Source organism: Clostridium sp., assembly GCF_018372875.1.
Lineage (GTDB): Bacteria > Bacillota > Clostridia > Clostridiales > Clostridiaceae > Clostridium.
In genome coordinates, this window is the sequence record NZ_JAHAIF010000028.1 from 1 (window position 1) to 26631 (window position 26631).

Annotated in this window: 25 protein-coding genes; 1 reads left to right on the forward strand and 24 read right to left on the reverse strand. The window is 28.9% G+C overall.

What is annotated here, in order from left to right; all coding sequences use genetic code 11:
• Positions 1 to 813 (reverse strand): glucosaminidase domain-containing protein (locus KIB46_RS10245; RefSeq protein WP_291671697.1); only part of this gene is annotated, 813 nt, incomplete at its 3' end.
• 354 nt (positions 814 to 1167) lie between these two features.
• Here KIB46_RS10245 and KIB46_RS16400 point away from each other — a divergent pair.
• Positions 1168 to 1548: an IS30 family transposase gene (locus tag KIB46_RS16400; protein ID WP_363290415.1), complete on the forward strand. Its 381-nt coding sequence runs from the start codon at positions 1168 to 1170 to the stop codon at positions 1546 to 1548.
• Positions 1549 to 1846: 298 nt separating this feature from the next.
• Here KIB46_RS16400 and galE read toward each other — a convergent pair whose 3' ends face one another.
• The 23 genes from galE to KIB46_RS10360 all read right to left on the reverse strand — a co-directional run bounded on the left by galE (position 1847) and on the right by KIB46_RS10360 (position 26572).
• The gene (gene galE, locus KIB46_RS10250; RefSeq protein WP_291671699.1) at positions 1847 to 2863 is read right to left on the reverse strand and encodes a UDP-glucose 4-epimerase GalE; all 1017 of its coding nucleotides are present in this window, start codon (positions 2861 to 2863) and stop codon (positions 1847 to 1849) included.
• 39 nt (positions 2864 to 2902) lie between these two features.
• On the reverse strand, positions 2903 to 3799 hold the full coding sequence (locus tag KIB46_RS10255; RefSeq protein ID WP_291671701.1) for an LCP family protein: 897 nt from the start codon (positions 3797 to 3799) through the stop codon (positions 2903 to 2905).
• 105 nt (positions 3800 to 3904) lie between these two features.
• The gene (locus KIB46_RS10260; protein ID WP_291671703.1) at positions 3905 to 5020 is read right to left on the reverse strand and encodes a phosphotransferase; all 1116 of its coding nucleotides are present in this window, start codon (positions 5018 to 5020) and stop codon (positions 3905 to 3907) included.
• Between the two features lie 239 nt (positions 5021 to 5259).
• Positions 5260 to 6510, reverse strand: coding sequence for a nucleotide sugar dehydrogenase (locus tag KIB46_RS10265; RefSeq protein ID WP_291671705.1), 1251 nt, complete (start codon positions 6508 to 6510; stop codon positions 5260 to 5262).
• A 29-nt stretch (positions 6511 to 6539) separates the two neighbouring features.
• Positions 6540 to 7610, reverse strand: coding sequence for an NAD-dependent epimerase/dehydratase family protein (locus tag KIB46_RS10270; protein ID WP_291671755.1), 1071 nt, complete (start codon positions 7608 to 7610; stop codon positions 6540 to 6542).
• 62 nt (positions 7611 to 7672) lie between these two features.
• Complete coding sequence (gene wecB / locus KIB46_RS10275; protein ID WP_195271099.1) at positions 7673 to 8842, reverse strand: UDP-N-acetylglucosamine 2-epimerase (non-hydrolyzing); 1170 nt, start codon at positions 8840 to 8842, stop codon at positions 7673 to 7675.
• A 25-nt stretch (positions 8843 to 8867) separates the two neighbouring features.
• Positions 8868 to 10070, reverse strand: coding sequence for a capsular polysaccharide biosynthesis protein CapF (locus KIB46_RS10280; RefSeq protein ID WP_291671713.1), 1203 nt, complete (start codon positions 10068 to 10070; stop codon positions 8868 to 8870).
• Between the two features lie 41 nt (positions 10071 to 10111).
• On the reverse strand, positions 10112 to 11167 hold the full coding sequence (locus KIB46_RS10285; RefSeq protein WP_291671715.1) for a nucleoside-diphosphate sugar epimerase/dehydratase: 1056 nt from the start codon (positions 11165 to 11167) through the stop codon (positions 10112 to 10114).
• Between the two features lie 104 nt (positions 11168 to 11271).
• The gene (locus tag KIB46_RS10290; RefSeq protein WP_291671718.1) at positions 11272 to 12666 is read right to left on the reverse strand and encodes an oligosaccharide flippase family protein; all 1395 of its coding nucleotides are present in this window, start codon (positions 12664 to 12666) and stop codon (positions 11272 to 11274) included.
• A 1-nt stretch (position 12667) separates the two neighbouring features.
• Entirely contained in the window at positions 12668 to 13834 is a 1167-nt protein-coding gene (locus KIB46_RS10295) for a hypothetical protein (RefSeq protein ID WP_291671719.1), read from the reverse strand.
• Entirely contained in the window at positions 13834 to 15006 is a 1173-nt protein-coding gene (locus KIB46_RS10300; RefSeq protein WP_291671721.1) for a hypothetical protein, read from the reverse strand. The genes KIB46_RS10295 and KIB46_RS10300 overlap by 1 nt, the downstream gene beginning before the upstream one ends.
• 14 nt (positions 15007 to 15020) lie before the next feature.
• Complete coding sequence (locus KIB46_RS10305; RefSeq protein WP_291671723.1) at positions 15021 to 16145, reverse strand: EpsG family protein; 1125 nt, start codon at positions 16143 to 16145, stop codon at positions 15021 to 15023.
• Positions 16146 to 16162: 17 nt separating this feature from the next.
• Positions 16163 to 17407: a glycosyltransferase gene (locus tag KIB46_RS10310; RefSeq protein ID WP_291671725.1), complete on the reverse strand. Its 1245-nt coding sequence runs from the start codon at positions 17405 to 17407 to the stop codon at positions 16163 to 16165.
• 10 nt (positions 17408 to 17417) lie between these two features.
• Positions 17418 to 18623: a glycosyltransferase gene (locus tag KIB46_RS10315; RefSeq protein ID WP_291671726.1), complete on the reverse strand. Its 1206-nt coding sequence runs from the start codon at positions 18621 to 18623 to the stop codon at positions 17418 to 17420.
• A gap of 52 nt (positions 18624 to 18675) precedes the next feature.
• The gene (locus KIB46_RS10320) at positions 18676 to 19743 is read right to left on the reverse strand and encodes a CapA family protein (protein WP_291671727.1); all 1068 of its coding nucleotides are present in this window, start codon (positions 19741 to 19743) and stop codon (positions 18676 to 18678) included.
• A gap of 10 nt (positions 19744 to 19753) precedes the next feature.
• On the reverse strand, positions 19754 to 20647 hold the full coding sequence (locus KIB46_RS10325) for an ATP-grasp fold amidoligase family protein (protein WP_291671728.1): 894 nt from the start codon (positions 20645 to 20647) through the stop codon (positions 19754 to 19756).
• Between the two features lies 1 nt (position 20648).
• Positions 20649 to 21485 (reverse strand): glycosyltransferase, encoded by an 837-nt coding sequence (locus KIB46_RS10330; RefSeq protein WP_291671730.1) that lies wholly within the window; start codon positions 21483 to 21485, stop codon positions 20649 to 20651.
• Between the two features lie 88 nt (positions 21486 to 21573).
• Positions 21574 to 22449 carry an NAD-dependent epimerase/dehydratase family protein gene (locus tag KIB46_RS10335; protein ID WP_291671732.1) on the reverse strand — a complete coding sequence of 292 codons (876 nt, stop codon included), beginning with the start codon at positions 22447 to 22449 and terminating at the stop codon, positions 21574 to 21576.
• Between the two features lie 18 nt (positions 22450 to 22467).
• On the reverse strand, positions 22468 to 23505 hold the full coding sequence (locus tag KIB46_RS10340; RefSeq protein ID WP_291671734.1) for an ATP-grasp domain-containing protein: 1038 nt from the start codon (positions 23503 to 23505) through the stop codon (positions 22468 to 22470).
• 15 nt (positions 23506 to 23520) lie between these two features.
• Positions 23521 to 24726 carry a pyridoxal-dependent decarboxylase gene (locus tag KIB46_RS10345; RefSeq protein ID WP_291671736.1) on the reverse strand — a complete coding sequence of 402 codons (1206 nt, stop codon included), beginning with the start codon at positions 24724 to 24726 and terminating at the stop codon, positions 23521 to 23523.
• A 2-nt stretch (positions 24727 to 24728) separates the two neighbouring features.
• Complete coding sequence (locus KIB46_RS10350) at positions 24729 to 25364, reverse strand: sugar transferase (RefSeq protein ID WP_291671737.1); 636 nt, start codon at positions 25362 to 25364, stop codon at positions 24729 to 24731.
• 13 nt (positions 25365 to 25377) lie between these two features.
• Positions 25378 to 26052 carry a PIG-L family deacetylase gene (locus tag KIB46_RS10355; RefSeq protein WP_291671738.1) on the reverse strand — a complete coding sequence of 225 codons (675 nt, stop codon included), beginning with the start codon at positions 26050 to 26052 and terminating at the stop codon, positions 25378 to 25380.
• A 37-nt stretch (positions 26053 to 26089) separates the two neighbouring features.
• Positions 26090 to 26572 (reverse strand): PglB, encoded by a 483-nt coding sequence (locus tag KIB46_RS10360; RefSeq protein WP_291671739.1) that lies wholly within the window; start codon positions 26570 to 26572, stop codon positions 26090 to 26092.
• Between the last annotated feature and the right edge of the window lie 59 nt (positions 26573 to 26631).

Below are 26631 nucleotides of genomic sequence, written 5' to 3' on the forward strand. Positions count from 1 at the left end.
ATCTGAACCTAAATAGTATTTTCCTTCTGGTAATATAAGCCATCCTTTATGCAGCTCTCCATTTTCATTATAGTAGTACCAGTTATAGTTATCATCATGGTACCAGCCTCTCCTACTTTGTTCATTTACCTTTATTAACTCATTATAGAATCTGATTAATTTTTCACCATAATTCCCAGCTGCCCAACTTCCAGAAAGGTCTAAAGCAGTTTTTGCACTCCCAGCCAAATAGGCAAAATGCCTTGGATCATAAGTCGATTCATTATCTAATCCATCTTCTACATAAGATTGCTCAATATTCTTCTTAGGATATCCACTTGAACCAGCATATAACGCTAAATGATCTAAATGAGCTAGCACTCCGTGCTCCCAACTATCAAATCTTTTATGAGCTTCTTTTATAGTATCATCATTGATTCCAGCATTAGTATTCTTCATACCACAAGGATTATAATACGATTCATCTAAAACCCCACCAAATCTTCCAAATCCTGTCTCATGTGCAGCTTGTACATATGCTAAAGCTGGATTTACATTGCCATTTGATTTTGAATACTTCCAATACAGATCAGCTAAATTCACAAAAGTTTCTGTAGCCCCATTATTTTTCGCCCATTTTTTCGCATCTTGTACAGTTACCTCTGTATCAGATATTATATTTATATTTTTTATGTTTTTTTCAATAGCAAATTCTAAAGACGAATTATTATTTTGACTAGCATATACAATAATTCCAGAATTATATACAGTATTAATTGACATAATTATTGTTAAAGCTATAGTACACGCTAGTTTTTTATTTCTTTTATACACAACTATACCTCCATATTATTCTATTTTTTTACATAACAATTTTATCATATGATAAATTACAATATCAAGTGCAACACTAATTAAGCATAAAAATAACCCATCCGGGCACGTTCATGTTTTAAAGTAATAATTGACTAAAAAAACCACTTTAAAGCACGTGACTGAATGAGCTATAAACATATTACTAGAAATTAACGTTGTTGTATAGTAGAATATTTAAATTCAGGCTGAAATGTATCTAAAATAGCTAAGGAGATTAATAGAAACAAATCTACTATTTCAATAGAAGTTAAATAACCATTGGTCATCAGAGCAAATTTCTGGTCGTGTTATAATTGATAGAACTGATAAAAAATTGCATTTAGTAGTATCTATAATTGGCTATATAATGGCGTATTAAATAAATGCTCTGTTGAGCTGCTACGCAGGAAAGGAAAATCCTTAAATCCTAAAGAAACACGAGGTAAGTTTAATATAGGAAAGACAATTAAGCAACGCCCTAAAGAGGTTAGAAAAAGAATAACGGTAGGTTATTGGGAATTAGACACTGTTGTTTCTAGCAGAGGTAAGTCTAAAGCTTGTCTTTCAACTTTTATTAAAAGGAAGACACGATTAACTAAAATTAGAGTAATGCCTAATAGGAAATCTATCACTTTTAATGAACATTGCAAGATAACACTAAATGAATTTGATTCAAAATCCCTTAAAATTTTTACATTAGACCATGGCAAATAATTTGCAGACTATGTATATTTAGAATCCAATTTAAAAGTAAATTTATACTTCGCTGACCCTTATAGTTCTTGGAAAAGAGGAACCAATGAAAATACCTATAGATTAATTAGAGAGTTTTTTCCTAAGAAATTTGATTTTTCTACCATTACCCAAAAAGAGTTGATATTGTTGAAGGTCATCTTAACAATAGACTAAGAAAATGTCTTGGATATCCCCCCCTTAGAAGTATTTAACGAATTGTCAAGCTAAATGTTGCACTTAGCTTGACAATTCGTCATATATAAAAACTTATTAGACTTTATTTATCATACCCTTTAGGATTATTTTTTTGCCATCTCCAAGAATCTTTACACATATCCTCTAGACTTTTTTCAGCTTTCCACCCTAACTCTTTTAACGCTTTAGATGCGTTTGCATAACATATTCCTATATCTCCAGGTCTTCTTTCCATTATTTTGTAAGGCACCTTTTGACCAGACGCCTTCTCAAAGTTCTTCACTACATCTAAAACACTATATCCAATTCCTGTTCCTAAATTATAAGCTTCTACACCTTTAGTATCCATTATCTTCTCTACAGCCTTTAAATGCCCTTTTGCCAAATCAACAACATGAATATAATCACGTACACCAGTACCATCTGGCGTATCATAATCATCACCAAAAACTCTCAAGAATTCCATCTTTCCTACTGCAACTTGAGTTATATATGGCATTAAGTTGTTAGGAATTCCATTAGGATCTTCTCCTATTCTTCCACTTTCATGAGCACCTATAGGATTGAAATATCTAAGTAAAGCTATACTCCATTCATTATCTGATATAAAAATATCTTTAAGAATTTGCTCTATGAATAATTTAGTGCTACCGTAAGGATTAGTTGCATTTGCAGTAGGCATTTCTTCATTAAATGGAACATTATTTTCCATTCCATATACAGTTGCAGATGAACTAAATACTAATTTTTTAACATTATACTTTCTCATAACATCACATAATACTAATGTTCCTGTTATATTATTATTATAATATTCTATTGGTTTTTCTACAGATTCTCCTACCGCCTTTAATCCTGCAAAGTTAATAACAGCCTCTATATTATTTTCATCAAATACCTTTGATAAAGCTTCTCTATCTAGAACATCCACTTCATAAAACTTAGGTTTTACTCCACTCAATTCTTCTATTCTTTTCAATACTTCTGGTTTACTATTACAAAAATTATCTACTATGATAACCTCATAACCAGCATTAATAAGTTCTATACAAGTATGAGAACCTATATACCCTGTTCCTCCAGCTACTAATATTGACATGTTAATTCCTCCCTTTAGTTATTAATTTATATAACAATTTTAGTGTTCGTCATATATAAAATCATGTAATGCTTTTTTATTAACTTCTTCATCCCATCCAAGATAGTAGATACCTTTATCCATTAAGTCTTCTGTGGATCCATCTATAGGTATTCTAAAACCTTCTAATTGTTCTGCATTCATCGACATTATTCCCTTACCTAAATCAAGTAATTCAAAAGTTGACAAATTCGTTTCTATATTAGAAGATAAATCTGATATAATCTTTGGATAACTTGTCACTTCTATACTCTTCGCTTTGTTAAAAATCGCCATTATAACTTTTCTTTGTCTATTAGTTCTATAATAATCATTATCTATTTTTCTTATTCTCGAATACTCTAATGCTTGTTTTCCATTCAACTTTACATTACCACTTTTACTTAACCCTATAATCCTACTTTCTTCTCCAGTAACACTTAATTCTATGCCTCCAATATAATCTATAACATTTTTTAATCCTTCAAAATCAATTTTAACATACTTGTTTATATCTAAGTCAAATAATTTATTTAGAGTAGAAACACTTCCTTCTACTCCTCCATAATGATATGCATAATTTATTTTATGAACCTTATTAGATTCACCTAAATCCACATTTAAATCTCTCATAATTGATGTAAGTTTGGCTGTATTATCATCCTTGTCTAAAGATAATATCATTATCGTATCTGAGGCATTTTCTTCCTTATCTACACCAAGTAACAATATATTTTCAATATTTTCCTTAGTACTCTTTTCTTCTGTTTCTTGTGATATTTTTAATTCTTCGTTAGAGCCTTGTAACTTAACATTTTTTACTCTATTTATATATTTATAAGTTCCAAAAGCTCCTCCTAAAATTAACAATATAATTATACCAATTATTATTAAAATCTTATTTCTTTTTCTCTTCATATGCATTCCCCCAATTTAATATTTTTCATTAATAAATTATACCATATATAACTTACTAGTTTATTACTTATTAATTAATAAAACAAAAAGATTTAGACTATTAATCTAAACCTTTAAAATATACTTATTAACTATTTCCTTCATATTCTCCATAGCTTCTTCCATATCAGATACTAGTTTTAATTGATTTCTTGCTCTTTCAAGGTTATGGTTTGGTCTATGAATTTGGAAATACTCATCCCCATTTATATGGTCCATAAGGAATCTCATAGAAAGCTCTAAAGTTATAAGCTTAGCTGAAAAAGGCAAATATTCAATTTCTGTTTCAGTTAAGGCTTCACCACAGGATTCTAAGAAACCTTTTGTAAATAACTCAAATAGGTTAATATCAAAATGAACTTTTGACAAATCTGCTTCATCTTCTAAAGCAGTAGTTGCTCCTGAACGTATAGAATCACCATAATCATATAATGATAAACCTGGCATAACTGTATCTAAATCTATAACACAGATTGCATCCCCCGTTTCATCATCTATCATTATATTATTATACTTTGTATCATTATGAGTAACTCTAAGAGGTAGCTTACCTTCATTTAATAAATCTACTAAAACTCCAGTTTCTTTTTCTCTTGTCATTATAAAATCAATTTCAGCTTGTACATCTTTAACTCTATCACATGGATCATTTTTTACAGCTTCAAGAAAGTCATTATATCTTTTTCTTGTATTGTGGAAATCTGGTATTATTTCATATACAGTATCTGCTGGAAAGTCTGAAAGTTGTTTTTGGAACTTTCCTAAAGCTTTTCCACATTTATAAAAATCCATTGGATTTTCTACCATCATATAAGTTGTTGCACCTTCTATAAAATGATAAGCTCTAAAACAGTCCCCTTCTTCTGTTCTATAATATAACTTTTCATCTACTGTTGGTACTAAACGTAACCCTTCTCTTGTTACGTCTCCACCTTCTTCTTGAACCTTTTTAGAAATATGTTTAGTAACACCATCTATATTATTCATTAGTTCATCAACAGCTGGAAAAACATCTGTATTAATTCTTTGAAGAATATATTTCTTTAGCGTTCCATCAGATTGCTTAAATTTTAATATATGAGTATCATTTATATGACCACATATATGTCTTTCTGAATTTATAAGCTCCCCACTAAATTTAAAATTTTCAGCTAACTTTTTACAGCTATACGTCCCCTTCATAGTTAACTCCCTTTCACTTTTAATTCTTCGTAAAATGTTTACATAAGTATATTTTACTTTTTATGCATTATAAAATCAAGTAATATAACATATGAAACAGTTCATTTTTATAAGACACTAATTTTTTACGATTATATTGTTCATCATACCTGTCACACAAAATAAACCTGTGAACAATCACAGGTCTATATATATGATATATTAATAGAAATAATCCTAACAATATATCTTTGAATATTTTAATCTCTTTTAAAAATATCTCTTGTATAAACTTTTTCTTTCACATCATCCAATATAGAATCATATCTATTGGCAATTATTGCTTGACTCATTTCTTTAAACTCGTTTAGATCATTTACAACTTTTGATCCAAAGAAAGTAGAACCATTTTCTAATGTTGGCTCATATACAATTACTGTAGCTCCCTTAGCCTTTATACGTTTCATAACTCCCTGAATTGATGATTGACGGAAATTATCTGAATTTGATTTCATTGTTAAGCGATAAACTCCAACGATAATTTCTTTTTCTTTTAATGCATCCCAGTTATCATTTGCTTCATAAGCTCCTGTCAATTGAAGAACACGATCTGCAATAAAATCTTTACGTGTTCTATTTGAATCCACAATAGCTGACATCATATTTTGAGGAACATCTTCATAATTAGCAAGAAGTTGCTTTGTATCTTTTGGTAAACAATATCCACCATACCCAAAAGAAGGATTATTATAATGAGAGCCAATACGTGGATCTAAACAAACACCATCAATAATTTGTTGTGTATCTAGACCTTTCATTTCTGCATAAGTATCTAACTCATTAAAGTAAGAAACACGAAGTGCTAAATATGTATTGGCAAACAGTTTAACAGCTTCAGCCTCTGTAAATCCCATAAATAAAGTATCAATATTTTCTTTAATTGCACCTTCTTGAAGTAGCTCTGCAAAAGTATGTGCAGCTTTTACCAAACGATCATTTTTAATATCTGTTCCAACTATAATTCTTGATGGATATAGGTTATCATATAAAGCCTTTGATTCACGAAGGAATTCCGGACTAAAAATAATATTATCACAATGATATTTTTCTCTAACATAGGCTGTAAATCCTACTGGAATTGTAGATTTAATTACCATAATAGCATCAGGATTATGTTTTACAACCAACTGTATAACTGCCTCAACTGCTGATGTATCAAAGAAATTTCTCTTACTATCATAATTAGTAGGAGCTGCAATTACAACAAAATCTGCATCCTTATATGCTTCCTCTGCATCCAAAGTAGCTATCAAATTTAAATCTTTTTCAGCTAAATATTTTTCAATATAATCATCTTGAATCGGTGATTTTTTATTATTAATCAAATCTACTTTTTCAGAAATAATATCTACCGCTGTTACTTTATGATGCTGTGATAAAAGCACTGCTATAGATAATCCTACATATCCTGTTCCTGCTACTGCAATTTTTAAATCTTTAAACTCTCTCATATTCTTTTCCTTTCTTTATCTCATTTTTTCTAGACTCTATAAAATTCTTTGTACCATTCTGCAAATTTTCGCAGTCCATCTCTCAAGCTTGTACTTGGTTTAAAACCAAAATCTCTTTCTAAAGCACTCGTATCTGCATAAGTAATAGGTACATCACCTGGCTGCATAGGAACAAGTTTTTTATGTGCTTCAAAATCATAATCCGAAGGTAACACTTCAGCTCTAATCAATTCCTGCTGAAGAATGTCTACAAAATCAAGTAGATTCTCAGGCTGATTATTCCCTATATTGTAAACTGCATATGGAGGAACAGGTAATCCGTCTTCACCTTTAACCTTCACAGGTGGCTTCTCCATAACACGTTTTACTCCTTCAACAATATCATCTACGTAAGTAAAGTCTCTCTTACAATTTCCATAATTAAAAATTTCTATTATTTTTCCTTCTCTAAGTTTATTAGTGAATCCAAAATACGCCATATCTGGACGTCCTGCCGGACCATAAACTGTAAAGAAGCGAAGTCCTGTAGAAGGAATATTATACAATTTTGAATATGCATGAGCCATAAGTTCATTACTCTTTTTTGTTACTGCATAAAGGGATACTGGGTTATCTACCTTATCATCCGTAGAATATGGAATTTTCTTATTTGATCCATAAACAGATGAAGAAGATGCATATACTAAATGCTCAACTCCAGATTCTCCATTATCATAAGAATGACGACAAGCTTCAAGTATATTATAAAATCCAATAAGATTTGATTCTATATATGCATCAGGATTTGAAATTGAATAACGTACCCCCGCCTGTGCGGCAAGATTAACAACTACTTCAGGTTTATATTCATCAAATATTTTATTAATCAATTCTTTATCAGAAATACTTCCCTTAATAAATGTCCAACTAGAATCAGAATATTCTTCAGCTAATTTCTTAATTTCATTTAAACGATATTCCTTAATAGATACATCATAATAATTATTTAAATTATCAATTCCTATAATATTAACTGATGACTTAGTTTTTAAAAGTTCTAATACAAGATTTGATCCAATAAAACCAGCCGCTCCTGTTATCAGTATTTTTTTATTTTCCAAATTTATTCCATTATACATTTCTATTTCCTCACCTATTTTGTATTATACATTTTTAATACAAACTAAAATTTTCTCCATACCATTTTATTAACAACACCTGTGTAGCTTTGAATAATCTTTACAACTTTAGTAGATACATTTTCTTCTACATAGTCTGGTACAGGAATTCCGTAGTCTCCACTATTATTCATTTCTATTGCTGTTTCAACTGCTTGTAATAATCCATTATCATCAATTCCTGCAAGAACAAAGCATCCTTTATCCAATGCTTCTGGCCTTTCTGTAGATGTTCTTATACATACTGCTGGAAATGGATGACCTACACTAGTAAAGAAACTAGATTCTTCTGGTAATGTACCAGAGTCTGAGATAACTGCAAAAGCATTCATCTGTAAACAATTATAATCATGGAATCCTAAAGGTTCATGTTGAATAACACGATTATCTAGTTTAAAGCCACTTTCTTCTAATCTCTTTTTACTTCTTGGATGACATGAATAAAGAATAGGCATATCATATTTCTCTGCTATCTGATTGATAGCATTAAATAATGATAAGAAGTTCTTTTCTGTATCAATATTTTCTTCTCTATGAGCAGAAAGAAGAATATATTTTCCTTTTTCTAACCCAAGTTTTTCATGCACATCTGATGCTTCAATCTTTTCAAGATTATCATGTAATACTTCAGCCATTGGAGATCCCGTTACATAAGTACGCTCTTTAGGAAGACCACAGTCTGCTAGGTATCTTCTCGCATGTTCAGAATATGCCATATTAATATCTGAAATAATATCTACAATTCTTCTATTAGTTTCTTCTGGAAGACATTCATCTTTACATCTGTTTCCGGCTTCCATATGGAATATTGGAATATGTAATCTCTTTGCTCCTATTACGGAAAGACATGAATTTGTATCTCCTAAAACTAACACAGCATCTGGCTTTACATCCACCATTAACTGATAGCTCTTTGCAATAATATTTCCCATAGTTTCACCAAGATCATTACCAACTGCGTTCATATAATAATCTGGATCGTCTAATTCTAAATCATGAAAGAATACTCCGTTTAAGTTATAATCATAATTTTGTCCTGTATGTGCTAACAAACAGTCAAAATATTTTCTACACTTCTTAATAACTGCTGCAAGACGAATAATCTCTGGTCTTGTGCCTACAATAATCAAAAGCTTTAATTTACCATTGTTTTTAAATGAAACTTTGTTTTCCATACACTTCACCTCAAATATATTAGTTTTAAGAATTTACTTTTTCAAAAAAAGTATCTGGATGCTTTGGATCAAAAGCTTCATTTGCCCACATCACAGTTACAAGATTTTCTGTTTCAGAAAGATTTATAATGTTATGAGTATATCCTGGTAACATATGTACAGCTTCTATTTTATCACCACTCACTTCAAACTCAATCACTTCATCAGTTCCAATCTTTCTTTCTTGAATAAGTCCATGTCCTGAAACAACTATAAAGAATTCCCATTTACTATTATGCCAGTGTTCTCCCTTTGTAATTCCCGGTTTACTAATATTAACAGAAACTTGCCCACATTTATCTGATTTCAATAGTTCTGTAAAGCTTCCTCTATCATCTACATTCATTTTTAAAGGAAAACTAACCTTTTCCTTTGGTAAATATGAAAGATATGTAGAGTACAACTTCTTTGCAAATGAATCATTCGGAATCTCTGGAACAACAAGAGTTGTTGGCTGATTCTTAAAAGAATCTAGCAAATCAACAATTTCTCCTAAAGTTGCATGATGTGTAGTAGGAACATAACAGTATCGTCCCTCTTCATTTCGTATTGCTTTTACTCCATCAAACTCACAATGATGTTCTTTTTCTTCTAATGCATCTAACATTTCTTCTATTAAATCATCAATGTAAAGAAGTTCTAGTTCTATACTTCTATCATTTACTTGAATAGGAAGATCATTAGCAATATTGTTACAAAAAGTAGCTACTGCACTATTATAATTTGGTCTACACCATTTTCCAAAAAGATTTGGGAAACGATAAATAAGAACTTTTGCCCCTGTTTCTTTACTATAATCAAAGAATAACTCTTCTCCAGCCAGCTTGCTCTTCCCATAATCAGAAGTACCATAACGTCCAATTAAAGTTGCTTGTATAGAAGAAGAAAGCATGACTGTACAATTATTTTTATATTTTTTCAATGTATCTAATAAAGTAGATGCAAATCCAAAGTTCCCTGTCATAAACTCTGACTGATCTTTAGGGCGATTTACCCCTGCAAGATTAAATACAAAATCACATTCTTTGCAATATGTATCTAATAAACTAAGTTCTGTATCAATATCATATTCAAAAATTTCATCTATTTTTAAATCTCTGGTACGATTCTTTCCATCTTTGATATTATAAAGATTAGATACCAGATTCTTTCCTACGAAGCCTTTAGCTCCTGTTACTAATATCTTCATAATTTCTCCAATCTATAATAAAAATTTTATCTTACTATAAATTATTTATTTTTTTCTTGTTCCCACTTAGCAAGCTCTTCTCTGATATAAGAAAGAGATAATAATTTTTCTTTTACCTGTTCTATATTTAAAAGCTCTGTATTACTTGAATTAAATTCTGTAAGAGTATTACGCTCTATATCCCCTTCTTTAAAGTATTTATCATAATTTAGGTCACGCTTATCACATGGTACACGATAAAAATCACCCATATCTATAGCGTTTGCACACTCTTCATTAGTAAGAAGTGTTTCATACATCTTTTCACCATGACGAATACCAATAACTTTGATTTCACTTTCAGGTGCAAATAGTTCTGTAACTGCTTTAGCAAGAACCTCTATAGTACATGCAGGAGCTTTTTGTACTAGTATGTCACCGCTTGTACTATTTTCAAAAGCAAATAATACGAGATCAACAGCTTCATCAAGAGTCATAATAAATCTTGTCATCGATGGTTCTGTAATAGTAATTGGATTACCAGCTTTAATTTGCTCAATCCATAAAGGTACAACAGATCCTCTAGAACATAAAACATTTCCATAACGTGTACAACTTATTTTTGTTTTTTCTGATTTTACAGTTCTTGATTTCGCAACAATAACTTTTTCCATCATTGCCTTACTTGTTCCCATAGCATTGACTGGATATGCTGCTTTATCCGTTGAAAGACATACAACATCTTTAACACCTGCTTCAATTGCAGCTGTAAGAACATTTTCTGTTCCTATAACATTTGTCTTTACTGATTCTATAGGAAAGAATTCACATGACGGAACTTGCTTTAAAGCAGCTGCATGGAATATGTAATCTACATCATGCATTGCATTTTTAACAGATGCAAGATCACGAACATCTCCAATAAAGAACTTAATTTTATTTGCTACTTCCGGCATTTTTGCTTGAAACTCATGACGCATATCATCTTGCTTCTTTTCATCACGTGAAATAATACGAATTTCTCCAATATCTGTTTTAAGAAAACGGTTTAACACCGCATTACCAAAAGATCCTGTTCCTCCTGTTATTAATAAAGTCTTATTCTTAAATAAACTCATTATTAAACCCTCCATAAATTTTTTTAATGCATCAAATTATAGTGTTTAGTAATATTTGATATGTAAACAAAATTATATACACTAAAATAACTACAATTAAATAATTATTTTTTATAAGTATTTAATTTTTTCAAAATACCTATTAGAGTATTTTTATTGACATACAAAAATATTATTGATGCAACTAGTAGATTGATTAATTCTAATATTGTATTTGGAAAGTACTGTATAATACAATAGTATATCAAAATTAAGATCACACATTTTGTTTCATTATCTATTTTCAATTTTATTGTTCTATTTATAATTTTAACTCTAATAATAACTAATGCTAAGTATGATACAAAAGTTGAAACTGATGCCGCATATATTCCTATAAACTTTACTAACGATAAATGTACAACAACATTTATTAATGCTGTAATTACCGTAGTAGCTCCATTATGTTTTGTGTTTTTTTGACCAACAAATATTCCTCCAAAATATGCAGCAATCGATGATAATACAGTAGCCGCCATTAGTATACCTACGCTCCAATAACCATCGATATATTTTGGATCAAATATAAATTTAAAAAAGATAAAATTAACACTCAGAACAGCAATAGCAATAGATGATACTACCATAATTAATTTATTTAATACTTTACTATAAAAAACTTCTTTGTCTTTATCTTCAATTGTTTCCGATACACTCTGTTGCCACGAGAATTGAAAAACACCAAATAAAGTTGTACATACAGATGGTAGCGTACATGCAATAGAGTATATACCTAATACATTACTACCTAACCATAGCTTTATAATTGATCTATCTGATACATTCATAATCCACCAGGAAATTGTATTAGGTATTAAAGGCATGGAATAGTATAATATATTTTGTATTTCTGTTTTTGAAATTGATTTTAATGATATGTATTTAAAAAACTTTCCTGATACTATCAGATATATACAACTAATTAAATATGCTAACGCATATCCTAGTAATATTCCTTGTAATTCCATATTTAAGAAAAATACAAAAATAGTAACAAATACCGTTGCAAAAATCATAACTATAATACTAGATATTGCATAATATTTTAACTTTTTCAATCCTCTAATATACGCTTGCAGAAAATTATTTAATATCTCAAATACCATTAATAATAAAAAGGCAATTTTTATAGGCGTATTTTCAATCATTAATGAAGCGACTATGAAAGCTCCTATAAAAATTCCTAATAACGCAACAAAGAATGCAGATGAAACTATAGATTTTCTTTTTAAATTCTCATTTGTATCTAATAAGAATCTGAATACTGCTTCTCCGCATGATAATGTTAAAATAGGAATCAGTAAAGTAATATATGTATTATATAAATCATATTTCCCATAATCTGAAACGCTTAGCCAACTACTAAATAACGGTATTACAATAAATGCTAATATTTTTGTACATAGTGTTCCTACAGTCAGTATCGCTGTATTTTTTGCTAATTGTTCTTCTTTTTTCATATTATTTTCTCCTCTTTTTGAAGCTTGCATATCTGCGATTTATATATTTAACAAATCCCATTTTCATCAAATATAAAATCGTCTTTGGTTCCAGTGGATAATTAGCTCTAATATCTTTAGCCGCAATCAAATCCCTCTCATCCCTTATAATGACATCTTCTGTTCTCGCTAAACTAATTCCTTCGCCTTTCATATTAAAAAATATTGCACTTTCAAAAGGTTTCATACGTCCGCTAAATGTAATAATTGCTTTTTTTACAGGTCTAGTAGTTAAAATATATGGTGTTGAAAAAAATGTTCTTGTTTGTTTTAAGTCAACAGAAAAGTCATAACTTTCTAGTTCACTGCATTTTTTCTTTAAGATTTTTGGAAGAATTTCCATAAAAACATCATAGCTACTTTCAGAAAGAGCGTATTCTGGCATTCTTAAGTTTGGCTTATATGAAGACAATACCGTTTGATAACAGTTTGTCGACATGGGAGCATTCTCCCCTGCTACACCTAAATTGGTTACATACGATACTCTTGGGAATACACATGTACGTTGAGTTTCTGCTAAATATTGAATAAATATTTTTTTAAAAGAAGAATTATTTTTCCACTGTGATACCGCTGTAGGTAATAAATTCTCATTATATTCATAGGTTTCATACCATTTCTTAAATAACTTCCAACCATTTTTCATCCAGATTGTGCCCCAATATGGGTGTGCTAGAAAAAAGACATCTTGTCCATCATGTATTTTGTAAAATTTAGATCCAACAAATTCGCACAAAAGTGGTGAATATAAGGATCCTGCAGCGATACAATCATCTGAAGAATATTTTGATACCATTTGTTTAACAACATCAAGAGCATAAGGTGCTGGCATAATATCATCTTCCAAAAAAAGAATACTATCATAAAACTCCGTTTGATCTCCTGCCCAAATAAAATGGTTTTTAAGCCCCAGACGTGTTGAATGAATAATAACTTTTTTTTGACCATAACTCCAATTATATTCATTTACCAATTTGTTTACACTTGTTGTACCTCCTCCATCAATACTAATAATCAAATCTACATTACTATCAATTTTCATTTTATTTAATGCCTCTAAAACTTTTCTTAATGGCTCATGTCGATTATACCCCATTACTAATATTGCTGTTGAAAAAAACTGATTCATTAAAAACACCTCTCTAAAATGCAAACTTTTCTTCTACCATTTACATTTGAATCTATTGCAACTCTTTTATTCTCTAAATCTACCCTTGGGTGTAAATCTGTACGACGTTCACCTAAATATTTTACAGTACTATATAAGTCTGCAATTACATCTATATTATTTTCGTTAAAATCCACCTTTAAAACTTTTTGAAAGCCTTCATTATTAGGATAAGTATCCGTAATCATAATGTCTTTGCTAATTATTGTTGGATGTCCATCTACGGTTAATTTATCCGGCATTAATATTTTTCTGCAAGCATCTTTCTTATATAAATAATATTTGCAATCTCTATTTTCATCATATGCAGTTGCTATTATTTCATCATCATTTATCCAGCAATAATGTGATACAGAGTATTCATTTTCTAAAAGTTTCAATTCAGATTTATCAATATCATATACAAATAATCTAGCTTTATGAAGTCTCTCTTTTGTTAAAAAGAAAAATAAAAATTTATTTCCTGATGGGTTAAATGACAAATGATTTAAATAGCAAATTTTAGGATCCAATTTTTGTGGGATTAAACTCAGAATATCGTTATATGAAACAAATGACTCTACAATAAATGTATTCATATTAACTAACACAATACCTCCATATGCATCTTCATCTCTATTGGGTAGATTGGTATATCCATACCCTGGTCTCATATATCCTAATCGTCCAAAATCTATTGCTAATCCGTAATATCCATTTTTTGATACATCATAAAATGGATATTCTATAATTTCTTCATTTCCTGTATAAATATTTTTTGTCCTAGTATGATATTTATATCCATCGAAATCGTTCCACATCAATGTATTTTCTTTAGAAGGATGCCATCTAAGTCTACACCCTTGCTGCCAGCACCATGCATTTGTACTATCTATATAAAGTTCACCTCCATCGTTTTTGCGAACAAAAATTTTACATTTATCGTTTTTTACTTTCAAAAATGCTATGTTATTACCACTAAATTGATTTATATCATAATATCCAAAAAATACATCTGAATCTTTATCTACTATCTCTTTATACGGTCTATAATAATTTTCTTTATGCTTAAAAGACATCATCTTTCCTAAAACACGATTTATTTTTACACGTTGCTCTGGAGTTGTCATTTTTTTAATTATTTTTTTTAGCACTAAAAAACCTCCTTTTAAATACTCTTTATGGCATAGATATACGGAACATACGGGGAATCGGATAAGCTAATCAGCAACCACATTATTAAGAATATAAGTGATATTATAGCCATTAAATTTCTCGTTTTATTTTTCCCATTAAAAGTTATTTTTATTGGGATTACTGAAAATAAAATTGGATAACATAATGCAATAAATATATTAAGCATTGAGCTATATCTACTAAATATTCCTATTTTCAATGAAAGTAACGATAAAATACAACAAATGTAAGCTCCATTAACAATTACTTTTTTTTTCATATCAGACATATCTATATGTTTCTTTAACATTATAATTATAATAATAGTTATAATCTCAGGCAATGCACTTACAATATTTCTACCATCTAATGACATGCCATTATAAATAGTGCCATAAAATGAATCGAACAATAACTTATCCGCAACTAAGAATATCGGTTCTGCAAAAATAACTATGCATATAGTCAAAATAAAACTAATAATTATCTTTCTTTTATCTAAAAAATTACTTCTAACTAAGAAGTATAAAGGTATCATAATAACTGAACTTATATGTATCAGTATAATAGGAATTAATTTAAAGTAGAACTTTTTGATTTTTCCATCTATAATATCTTGAATTAATAATGCCATTAAACCATAAGCTAAACAAGAGCGAATTATATTAAAAGCCGGGAAAAAAATTCCAATAACATATACCACTAATAAGCTAAGGAATGGCATTCCTGACAAACGTTTAATAATAATAAAAATAGGCACTAACGTCATAAACGCCATAGCTGCAAAGAAAAATATTTCACTATCCGAGATAATGTATAACAATTTAACTATAATTGCAAATCCTATTTCAGTTCCATTATACTCTCCTAGTCTTAAACCACTGCTTTTTAATGTTTTCCAATCCATTTTACCTATAGTATAAAAATCACTACTATATGACTTCATATCTACTGCAATATCTCCTCGGAAAGCTAAAACAAACCATAATAAGAAACAGCAAATCAGAAAATAAAAGTAAATAAAATACCTAGTAGAACCATTTTTCTTAAAATCATTGCAGTCAAATATTACCATTCCTATAGCTATAAATATAGCTATAAATATATATATTAACATTGAAACTATTCTCCATTCTATTTTTTATTAATTGTATTTTTACAAATACAATTAACTATTTTTTCAACTTGTTTTTCTGGTGTTTTGTTTTCCAAAACAAACTTCTTTCCATTTTCGCCTATTTTATTCAATTTATCAGGATCCAAATTACAAATACAAACCATTTTTTTCATAAAGGAAGTTAAATTATCGTTCGGAATATAATTTAGATAATCATCATATTCTTTAGGAATTCCATCTAATTTATAACATAATACCGGAACACCTGATCCTAAGTATTCCATAAGTTTAGAAGGGAATGAATATTTCGTGAAAATATCATTTTTTCTAGGGTTTACTAACAATGTCGCATTTCTTTGTATTTTTAGTATTTCTCCATTCGACAATTGACCTTTATATAAAATTCGACTATCATCTTCTGCAGCCTTTTCTATATCTAGCTTTGCTTCTCCCTCGCCACAAATTAACAATTCATAGTTTTCATCATCTATAAGTTCAAAAGCTTTAACTAAATCCATAACTCCATATTTTTTGGTCAAAGTACCTGTATATACAATTGTTTTATTTTTATTATTAGATTTGTTACTATTAATACTATCACAAGTTGATTCTCTAAAAACACCTTCTACTACCACACATCTTTCTGACGGGAGGTTTAATGAGTTTATCATTTCTTTTGTTAACAACGTATATGAGTCATAGAATAAAATATTTTTATTGCAACAATAGTTATGGTACTTTTTTATTAACATATGAATAGATATATTTGAATATTGCATATTCATAAATATAGGCAAATCCGGTATAATTACATGTAGGTGAACATTTTTATAATTTTCTTTTATCCACTTAGCAAGTTTTAAATAGTATATTTGTAACGAATAAAATACAATAGTTAAATTATAATCATAATTTTTTTCAATCCATTTTTTTATAGCTTTCTTATTTGCATAATATAATGAGATATCCTTAAATCCCCTTAGATTAAAGAAACCTGCCTGATAATCCTTACTAGTTGAATTATGAGAAAAATATTCCGACTGTATAAATAATTTTTTGTAATTAGAAGGATATCCTCCGATAAACGGCGTAGATAACAATTCTATTTCACCATCAAAAACGCTGTCAAATCCATTAATTAGGTTCCATTGTAATTTATTTGCAGCATATTGAATATGTCCTTTAGATTCATCTATAATTTTTTGCATTTGATGTTCTGGAAACATTCCACCTACAAATAAAAGTTTATTTTTATATTTCATATTATCACCATTATATTTTATTGTAAATTTCTTCTAAAAATTTTTGCATATTTAATACATACTTCTTATAGTCAAACAATTTCGAGTCATAGCATTGTTTTTTCATTATGTTTATCTTTTCTAGTGGCAATTCTATAGCTTTACTCATTTGTTCAATACCTTTAGCCTCATCTTCTATATCGACGAAAAATCCGTTTATATTCTCTTTTAAATAACAATGGATGTCACCTACATCTGTAATTAATACTGGTGTGCCTACCGAAATAGACTCTACAAACTTAGTTGGAAATCCTGCATCAGTCATCAAGTTCTTTTTACGCAGTAGTATCATATAATCTGCATCAGAAAAAGCTTGTTCACAAATGTTTTTCGCTACTCTTCCATGAAATTTAATATGTTCAATATTTTTCTGTAATAATGCGTACTGTTCTGGAACAACATTAATATACTGTTCTAAAGTAAGTCCATAAATATCAAAGCAAATTTTATATCCTGAATCAATAAGTTTATCTACATAATATATTGCAATATCCAATCTATCTTTATATCCATCAACGGATACTTTCCTACCATCAGAAGGGAATGGATTCCCTCCATAAACTAATTTAATAAAATTTCTTTCTTCTAAAATAGGTTTTCTATATGCCTCCAAGTTTTTAACAGGTGGAACAATTATACTAGGTTTATATTTATTATCTAACAGATATTCTGCTATCTTTGAACTTACAGCTATTACTCCATCCGAATTTTTATAAATCCAATGCCTTAATATACGATCAACTCGTTTAATTTTTCTTTGTAGAAATGATCCATGTGACACATTTGGCAAATCTACACAATTAATAATAAAAGGTATTTTTGATTTCCTACACCATCTTTTTAGCGTAAATAATAACCCAGAAAAGGTTGGAGTACCATAACAAATCACAAATCTACAATTATATTTTTTTAGTATAAACTCTATTTCTTTTTCAATAAAATTCAATTTTTTTATATCTTTACTTCCCCTGTAGAAAGGAACATTAAATAAATCATATCCCAAAAAAGTTTTATGTGTGTCCATTATGGAGTTAAATTTTTCATCCTCAAATTCATTGCCTATAAAAACTACTTTATATCCTAACTCTTTAAATATAGCAGCATTTCCCAAAACCAACTGAACTTCTGCACTCATTGTGCTACACTGAAAATCTCCAATATATGCAATTGTTTTCATTTTTTCTCCTCTTATATATTACCATAATTATCTTTTACTGTTTGATTTCTCTTTAAAATGATTTCTTGTATTTAGAATCATTAATATATGATAAAATAAACGCTCCAATTGAATAATAATTCATTTTACTTATTAACCACTTGAAATTATGTTTTGCACAATTATTACATCTTTGTTTGCTGATCAATTTTTGTGATTCTTCCTTATACCATTCTTTATCACAATCCTTAATCAAATTTGATAAATAATTTATTTTTTCATTATTATTGTTTGGAATTATACGATTATTCTTATATTTTATACCTTCAGTAGACCAAGTAACGATTTGTTTATCCATAATTTCTACTGAAAGAATATATGATTCTTGATTTTCTTCAGTCTGCTTAATTTTTAATTTTGAATTTACTTGAGATCTACATTCATCAAAGCAAAAATTTCCTAAATTATAAGCAATTAAATTATTTTTAACTGATTCAATCCCTTGCATAACATGAGCATGGTGTCCATGAACTATAAACTTATATTTTAGAGCCAATTCATGCATAAAATCTACTTGCTTTTGATTAGGTAAATTTGAATACTCATCTCCCCAATGAAAACTTAATATACTATAATAATCCTCATTTAAATCTTTAAATAAAACAGTTTCTACATCTTTTTTATTTAAAGAACATACTCCATTCCTATTTTGTTTTAAATTAATATATCTTGTTCCATTTGTAGAAAAGCAAGAAAAACCATGAAAAGAAATTCTTTCTCCGCATACTTCCATTTTTAAAGACTTGTTGTTGATACCAAAGTACTTAATATTATTTTGTTCTAATATATCTATAGTGTCTTGCATACCTCTAAGACCATAGTCACATATATGATTATTAGCCAGATTAACAACTTTTATATTCAGATATTTTAATATATCTATTACATTAGAATCAGATTTTAAATGTATGCCCTTACATTCTATTGTTCTATTTAAATTAGTAATAGGTGTTTCTAAATTCGCTACTACTAAATCATATTCCATTAATTTTTTTTTGATTTCATATAAATTATCTTTCCAATCAGTTCCTATTAACCCCCATGGAAATATACCTATATCCCCTAAAAAAGCAATCTTCATAATTACATCCTCATATTTTTCTTTCATAATTAGGTAAGACTATCCAATCTCCCATCCTATAATCCCATTCTTCAGGATCAAATTTTTCAAATCCACATGCTGGAAAAAAAGTAATCTCACCAAAATATATTTTTTCATTATTAACATTATAAAAATCAACACGCATAAACGGATAACCTTCTGATAATTTTTCTGCAAGTTCTACCATTTTATAATAATTTTTAGGCTTTACGAATTTACGATTTACATCATTTTTAAATAAACTTTCTCTAAATGGTAAAAACTCCATATTTCTATCATAATAATTTGCCTTATGATCAGAGAATCTATCGTAATCAATTTTCATGCATTTAACAACTCCATTAAATGTGAAGAACTTATAATCCAATAAATCTCCACTAATATCTTCTAAAAGTTCTTCTGCGATTATCCTAGGTTCTAAATCCTTATAAACCCATTCTCTACCGGCTAAATAAAATTCTTTAGATTCAATTTTCTCGTTAAAGTAAGTTCTTAAATAGTTTATATCTAAATAATTTTTATCTTTACAAACAAAAACGCTACCGGAATCATGAGTACACTTTAATACAAACTTATTAGGAAGTGTATTAAAATCAATGTCATCAAAGTTTTTCCAAACTCCCAAAATAGGTACTAAATAATCACTGCCAATACGTTCTTCTATGTGTTTACGAACTTCATATTTATCAACCATTGTATGCATTTCATCACGTCTAAAATATAATTTAATCCATTGTAATTTTTCATTAAAAGACCTTGGATTTTTCAGGTTTAGACTATGACCAAATGTAAAAAAATATCTTATTTTTAAATATAATTCATCTGGTAAAATACTACCAATTCCTGTTGCTAGTTTTACAGTTATATTATGAAATTTACTCATTTTACTTTTCCTTTTCTTTAATAAATTTATAAATTGCTTTATAAATAGGGGTTGGTATAATTCTAGTTATCAGCATAGCTATATAAATATACATAAAATCATTTAAAGAGCATTCTCCTCTTTCATAAATGCGTTTCTGTACGTTAATCCTAGATTTACAACTTTCCCAACTTCTTATTCTGCTAAAGTTTGAGTCATCAAATTTATAAAGTAAAAGTCCTTCTTTTAAATTTTTAGCTATATATCCTTTATTAATCATTTTAGAAAACAAGTCATAATCTTGTCTTCTTCTAAGAGAAGGATCATACATTCCACAATTGCAAACAACATCCTTTTTATACATAATAGTAGGATGTGCAAACGGATCATTCCTACGTATAACTTTTTTTATTTCTTCATACTCTGTTGGATATGAACAATATGATTTTTCTGATATTTCAGGTTTATCATTAAAGTCATAGGTTGCAGTTCCTAATAGTGCAAGATTTGAATCGTCATCAAACGCATTTAATTGTAATTCACATCTCCTAGGTAAAGAAATATCATCACTGTCCATTCTTGCAATTAATTCATTTCTACATACAAGTATACCTTGATTTAAGGCATTTGCTAATCCTTGATTTTTATCTAATCTGACAACAGTAAATAATTTCTTATACTGTTCTACATAACTTCCAAGTTCTTTTTCAACATTTTCTTCTAGTGTACCATCACAAACAATTACAAACTGTTCTGGAAATACTGTTTGATTTAGTATACTATCAATACTACCACATAATTCCTGGACAGTTGTTTTTTTGTATATAGCCATTAATACACTATAATCTCGTGTGTTCAAAATTATTCTAGAACCTCCTTGCTTGCTTAAAGTCTATGTTCATATTAAAAATGACATAATATATACGCATATATTTCATTTTCTTTTTTTATTTATCTTCATTATTATTTAATACATACTCAAAAGATTTTTCCTGACTACATACTATATACTCAAATGGATATATACTCATGTTAGGATCATAATAATAAGTTGCAAACATCTTATTTATAGAATTTAGAAATAAAGATCCAATATGAACAAAAATATTTAACCACTTCCACATGAAAATTTTATGATTATAAGCCTTAGCAAAGTATTTTACAATTTCTACAGTATCAGCCAATTCATTGTTTTGAGGGTAAAATACGCCTGACTTCTCACGTATAATAATTTGTTTAATAAACTCACATAAATTATCTATATATAGCATACTTCTTTTATTATGGTAGGCTGGAAAAACAGGTGTAATTCTTGCTAATTTTATTAATCTCATAAAGTTACCTTTTGAATTAGGTCCATATATCATTGGTGGCCTTAGGATTACAACTCTAAACTGCTCATCATCTAATTTATGTAATCCATTTTCAGCCTGTAATTTGCTATTCCCATAGAACCCATTAGGTTCAGGCATAGTATTTTTCGTTATAACCTCTCTTGTAAGTGATTTACTTTCATGAAATACTATCATGCTGCTCATAAATATAAATTGTTTTACCCCTGATTTTTTTGCATATTTAGCAATTTCAATGGTTAAATCTCTATTAACTTTATAATAAAGTGCTTCCATAGATTTTTTAGCATTAACATGTGCAATACCTGCAACATGAAAAACGACGTCATATTTACCAAAATCTGCATTATTCCAGTTATCATTCATCGTATCAACTGTATCTACTGTAAAATCGTCGTCACTTTCTAATAGCCACTTCTCTACAGACGTACCAATATAACTATTTTTACCTGTAATAAGTACTTTTTTCATCAACTCAACTCCACAAAATCATTCGAAAACGTCCCAATATCTTCGTTTCATTCTAATTCCATATTTAATACCAATTTTAGGTAATTTTTCACCCATCAATTGTTTAACTCGTAAATAAGGTAGATTTAATCCACCATCTTTATAAATAATTATAGTTGCTGTTATTCTAGGGTTTAAATCTGTTAATACTGGATTATTATTTTCATCTAGCATAAAGTCAAACCCAATATTCCCATCTAAACCTAATGTAGATACAATCTCCTCACAAAGCTTATATGCATTATCTTTTTTCTCAATTAAACTTGCCATTGCTATACTCATACTACTTTCATAGTTTCTTCGTCCTGCTATATAAAGTGTTTTACCATGATCTGCAAGAAGATCAACTGTATATTCACATCCAGGTAAATATTCCATAACAATAGTGTCCGGTAGTTCTTTACATTCTTTAATTATTTTGCACATATCTTCCATAGAAATATCAAACGAACTTGGTTTTTTATATAAGAAATTTTCCACTCTACATAAATTATTTTTTATAATTCTAACTCCTCTACTTCCGCTACTTTCTGTAACCTTAACAACTACATTCTTTTCAGGAAATCCAAGTTTTTTTGCCCCTTCCACTAATTCATCAACATTGTTTATATGATAATACTCTGGAGTTCGTAATCCATGTTTTTTCATATGCTCATAAAGTTTAAATTTATTATTTGCTACATTTAATGTCTGTCCATCTGACATAGCAACCTTTACGCCTAATCTTCTAAAATCATTTATTCTCTTTAAAATAATCGGTAATTCCATTGATATCTGTGGAAAAAATATATCAATCCTTTCCTTTTTACAAATATCTAACAGAATATCTACATAATTATCATCTGTATATGTAGGAACTTGATAATAGCCATCTAACAAATTATCCATAAAAGGATTATCTTCCATATCAACCCCTATAATTTTTATATTTCTTTCTCCGTTTTCTTTCAAACAATTAAAAAATCCAGGCATAAACATTGCACCACATGCAGTGCTTAGTATAGTTAAATCCTTCATTTTTATTACCTTCCTCTAAAATACAAACTTTGAAAATACATCATCAAATGTTTCTTCTCTCATAATTTCAATAATTGTTCCATCTTCTTCAATTGATACCATAGAACAATTTGGCTTTATAAATTGTGGTTTTGAAACAATAGAATATCCCCCAACATTACCAAATACTAAAATATCTTCAGCCATTAATTTACCTTTATAATTTTCGTACATTAAATCTTGTTCCAAGCACGTATACCCCATAATATCTATTGATTCACAATCGTTTTTGTCATTAATGTTTAATTTTTCAACCGGTAATTTTTTCATAGTACATATTTCACCAAGATTTAAATAACTTCCATCCATTACAGCCATCTTTCTCCCACGTACATTTTTGATACTTAAAACTTTTGTTACAAAATTTATGTATCGTGCAACAACTGTTGTTCCAGGCTCTGTAAATACAATTGGCATTTGATCTTTATAGTGTTCAGCAAAAGGCTTCATAGTTACTTTTGCATATTCTTCATATGTAGGAACTTCATTAAATTGTTTTTTTAATTCATCTGCCATATTAGCAAACATACCACTTCCCAAACTAATATATTCAGGAATTCCTTTTATATATTTATCAGCAGCATTAAGCATAATTTCTGCTCTTTTCCCCCATGCTTCTATTCCCCTATTCCGACTTATATGACAATGTAAACCTACAACACTAATATTTTTATAATCTGATAATAAATCAATTATATTTTTTAAATCTTCACTTTCAGGTGCTAAACCAAAACGAGAAATAAAATCTGCTCCAACATCTAAATTAATACGAATTCCCACTTTAAATTGATGTTCAAAATGTTGATTAGCAATATGAATAATTTGTTTAGCTTCATCAACGCTATCAATATTTACAATTCCATTATTTAAAAGATGTTCTTCTAAACACTCTCCTTTTGCTGGTCCATTATATACAATTCTATCATTAGAATACCCTATTTTTTTTGCCAACGTATATTCCATGTCAGATACAACTTCTGCATAACCACCTAATGTTTTAACTAAATTACAGATATAAGGTGTATAATTTGTTTTATATGAATATGAAAGTGCATATTTAGGATAAACTTTTTTCATAGCATTTTCTAACTCATGATAGTTATTTATAAATTCTTCCTTATCAAACACATAAAAAGGAGTTTTTTTTCTATCTAATAATTTTTTATAAATTTCTTTTTTCATAGCTATACCCCCTTGTCAACTGTATTATTATCATTTCGATAAACATTTAAATGAGGCCTATCCATCTCTGACCCATATCCTGTTTTAACACGATTAAATAACACTTTAAATGTTGTAAAAATAACTTTAACATCTAACCAAAAAGAAACATGCTCTGCATAGTAAACCTCATATTTAAATTGTTCTTCAAATGTAGTATATGTTTTTCCAGAAAGGCTATCTGGAGGAATTAAGCCACCACGTACAGAATGTCTTTTTCTTTCTTCCGGAAAAAAATACGGACCATAATACGTAGGCATTGGTCTTGGTCCCACAAATGACATGTCACCTTTTAAAATACAAAATAATTCTGGCAATTCATCTAATGATGAAGAACGTAACAATGCTCCAAATCTTGTAATTCTATCTTTTTCCGAAAGTAAATCACCATTTTTATCCTTATTGTTTGTCATAGAACGATACTTATATAAATTAAATAATTTCTCATCTTTTCCTATACGTTCTTGCTTAAATAAAATTGGTGATCCCATTTGAATTCTAACTATAACAGAAATAATAAGAAATAATGGTGATAATACCAATATTGATAATAAAGATAACGTAATATCCAAAAAACGTTTAATATATTTTCTATACATTTTGAATTCCCTTCTATACAATTCTTCTCAATACAGATTCAAAAGCTTCTGCATATTTACATCCAGATTGGCTACCTCTACTAATTGCTATTGCATAAATATTCTCTTTGCTTCTCGGATGAGGATAATCTCTCATAACACCTTTATATGCATCGAGTGCATTAATTTTTATATCAACTCCATCTTTTCCAACTTCAACAAAGCAATTAGGCGAAAACTTATTTGAAGAAGTATCTATAGACCATTCTGTTGAAGATGGTATTTCCATATATAACAATTCTCTTAGTTCTGGAATATCACTTCTTCTTTGAAATAAACGACTTGCTGCTTGAACTGCATAAGAAGTCATTACATGATCATTATTTGTATCAGCTGGATGATGTGTAATAATAATCTCTGCCTTAAAGTCTTCTATACATTTTTCTACAAATTGAACTAATTCAAGATGAGGTACTGTATTCATTTTTATATTTGGGAAATCAGCACAATAAGCTTTCTTTACACCAATAATTGACATAGCTTCATCCTGATCTTTAGAAAGAGTAGCTGATATATTTGCTCTAGCTGCAGCCTGAGTTACCATAATCGCAACAGCTACATTATTTCCTTGCTTAATTAATTTATGTATTGTTGCTCCAGCACCTAAAACTTCATCATCCGGATGAGCTACTACTACTAAGTAATTCATAATTTATTTTCTCCCACATTAATTTTTTATTTTACAGCTAAATATTTTTCCAAACTTCACAGCTAGCTACTTTTTTTCCATCTGGAACTTTAGAAAAAGCACTTACTACTGCATTACAATCAATTTGACAACATTTATTAACTACTGCGTTATGATTGACTACTGCCCCCGCACATATAAAAGAGCCTTCATAAACCTTAGCGCTAGCACTAACCACGCAATTTGCTTCAATTACTACTCCTTTTTTTACTTCAGCTGATTTACTTATAACAGCTGACGGATGAATCAACGTTGTAGGGTTTTTAAGTTTTAATAGATTTTGACTTCTTACTAAAGGATTACCTATTGCAACTATTGTTTCATCATAACTATCTTGCAAAACATCTATATCATTTAATTTACCAATAGCAATTGGTAAATTATCATCAAGAAAACTTATTTTTCTATAACCAAGTATTTCAGCTATTTCTTTTACAAGCTGTCCATAACCTCCAGCCCCTAAAATTAATAAACTTTTCATTTATACTTTCTCCCTTTAACCTGTTCTAAACTTTTCATTTGTTTAAAACACTTATGCTA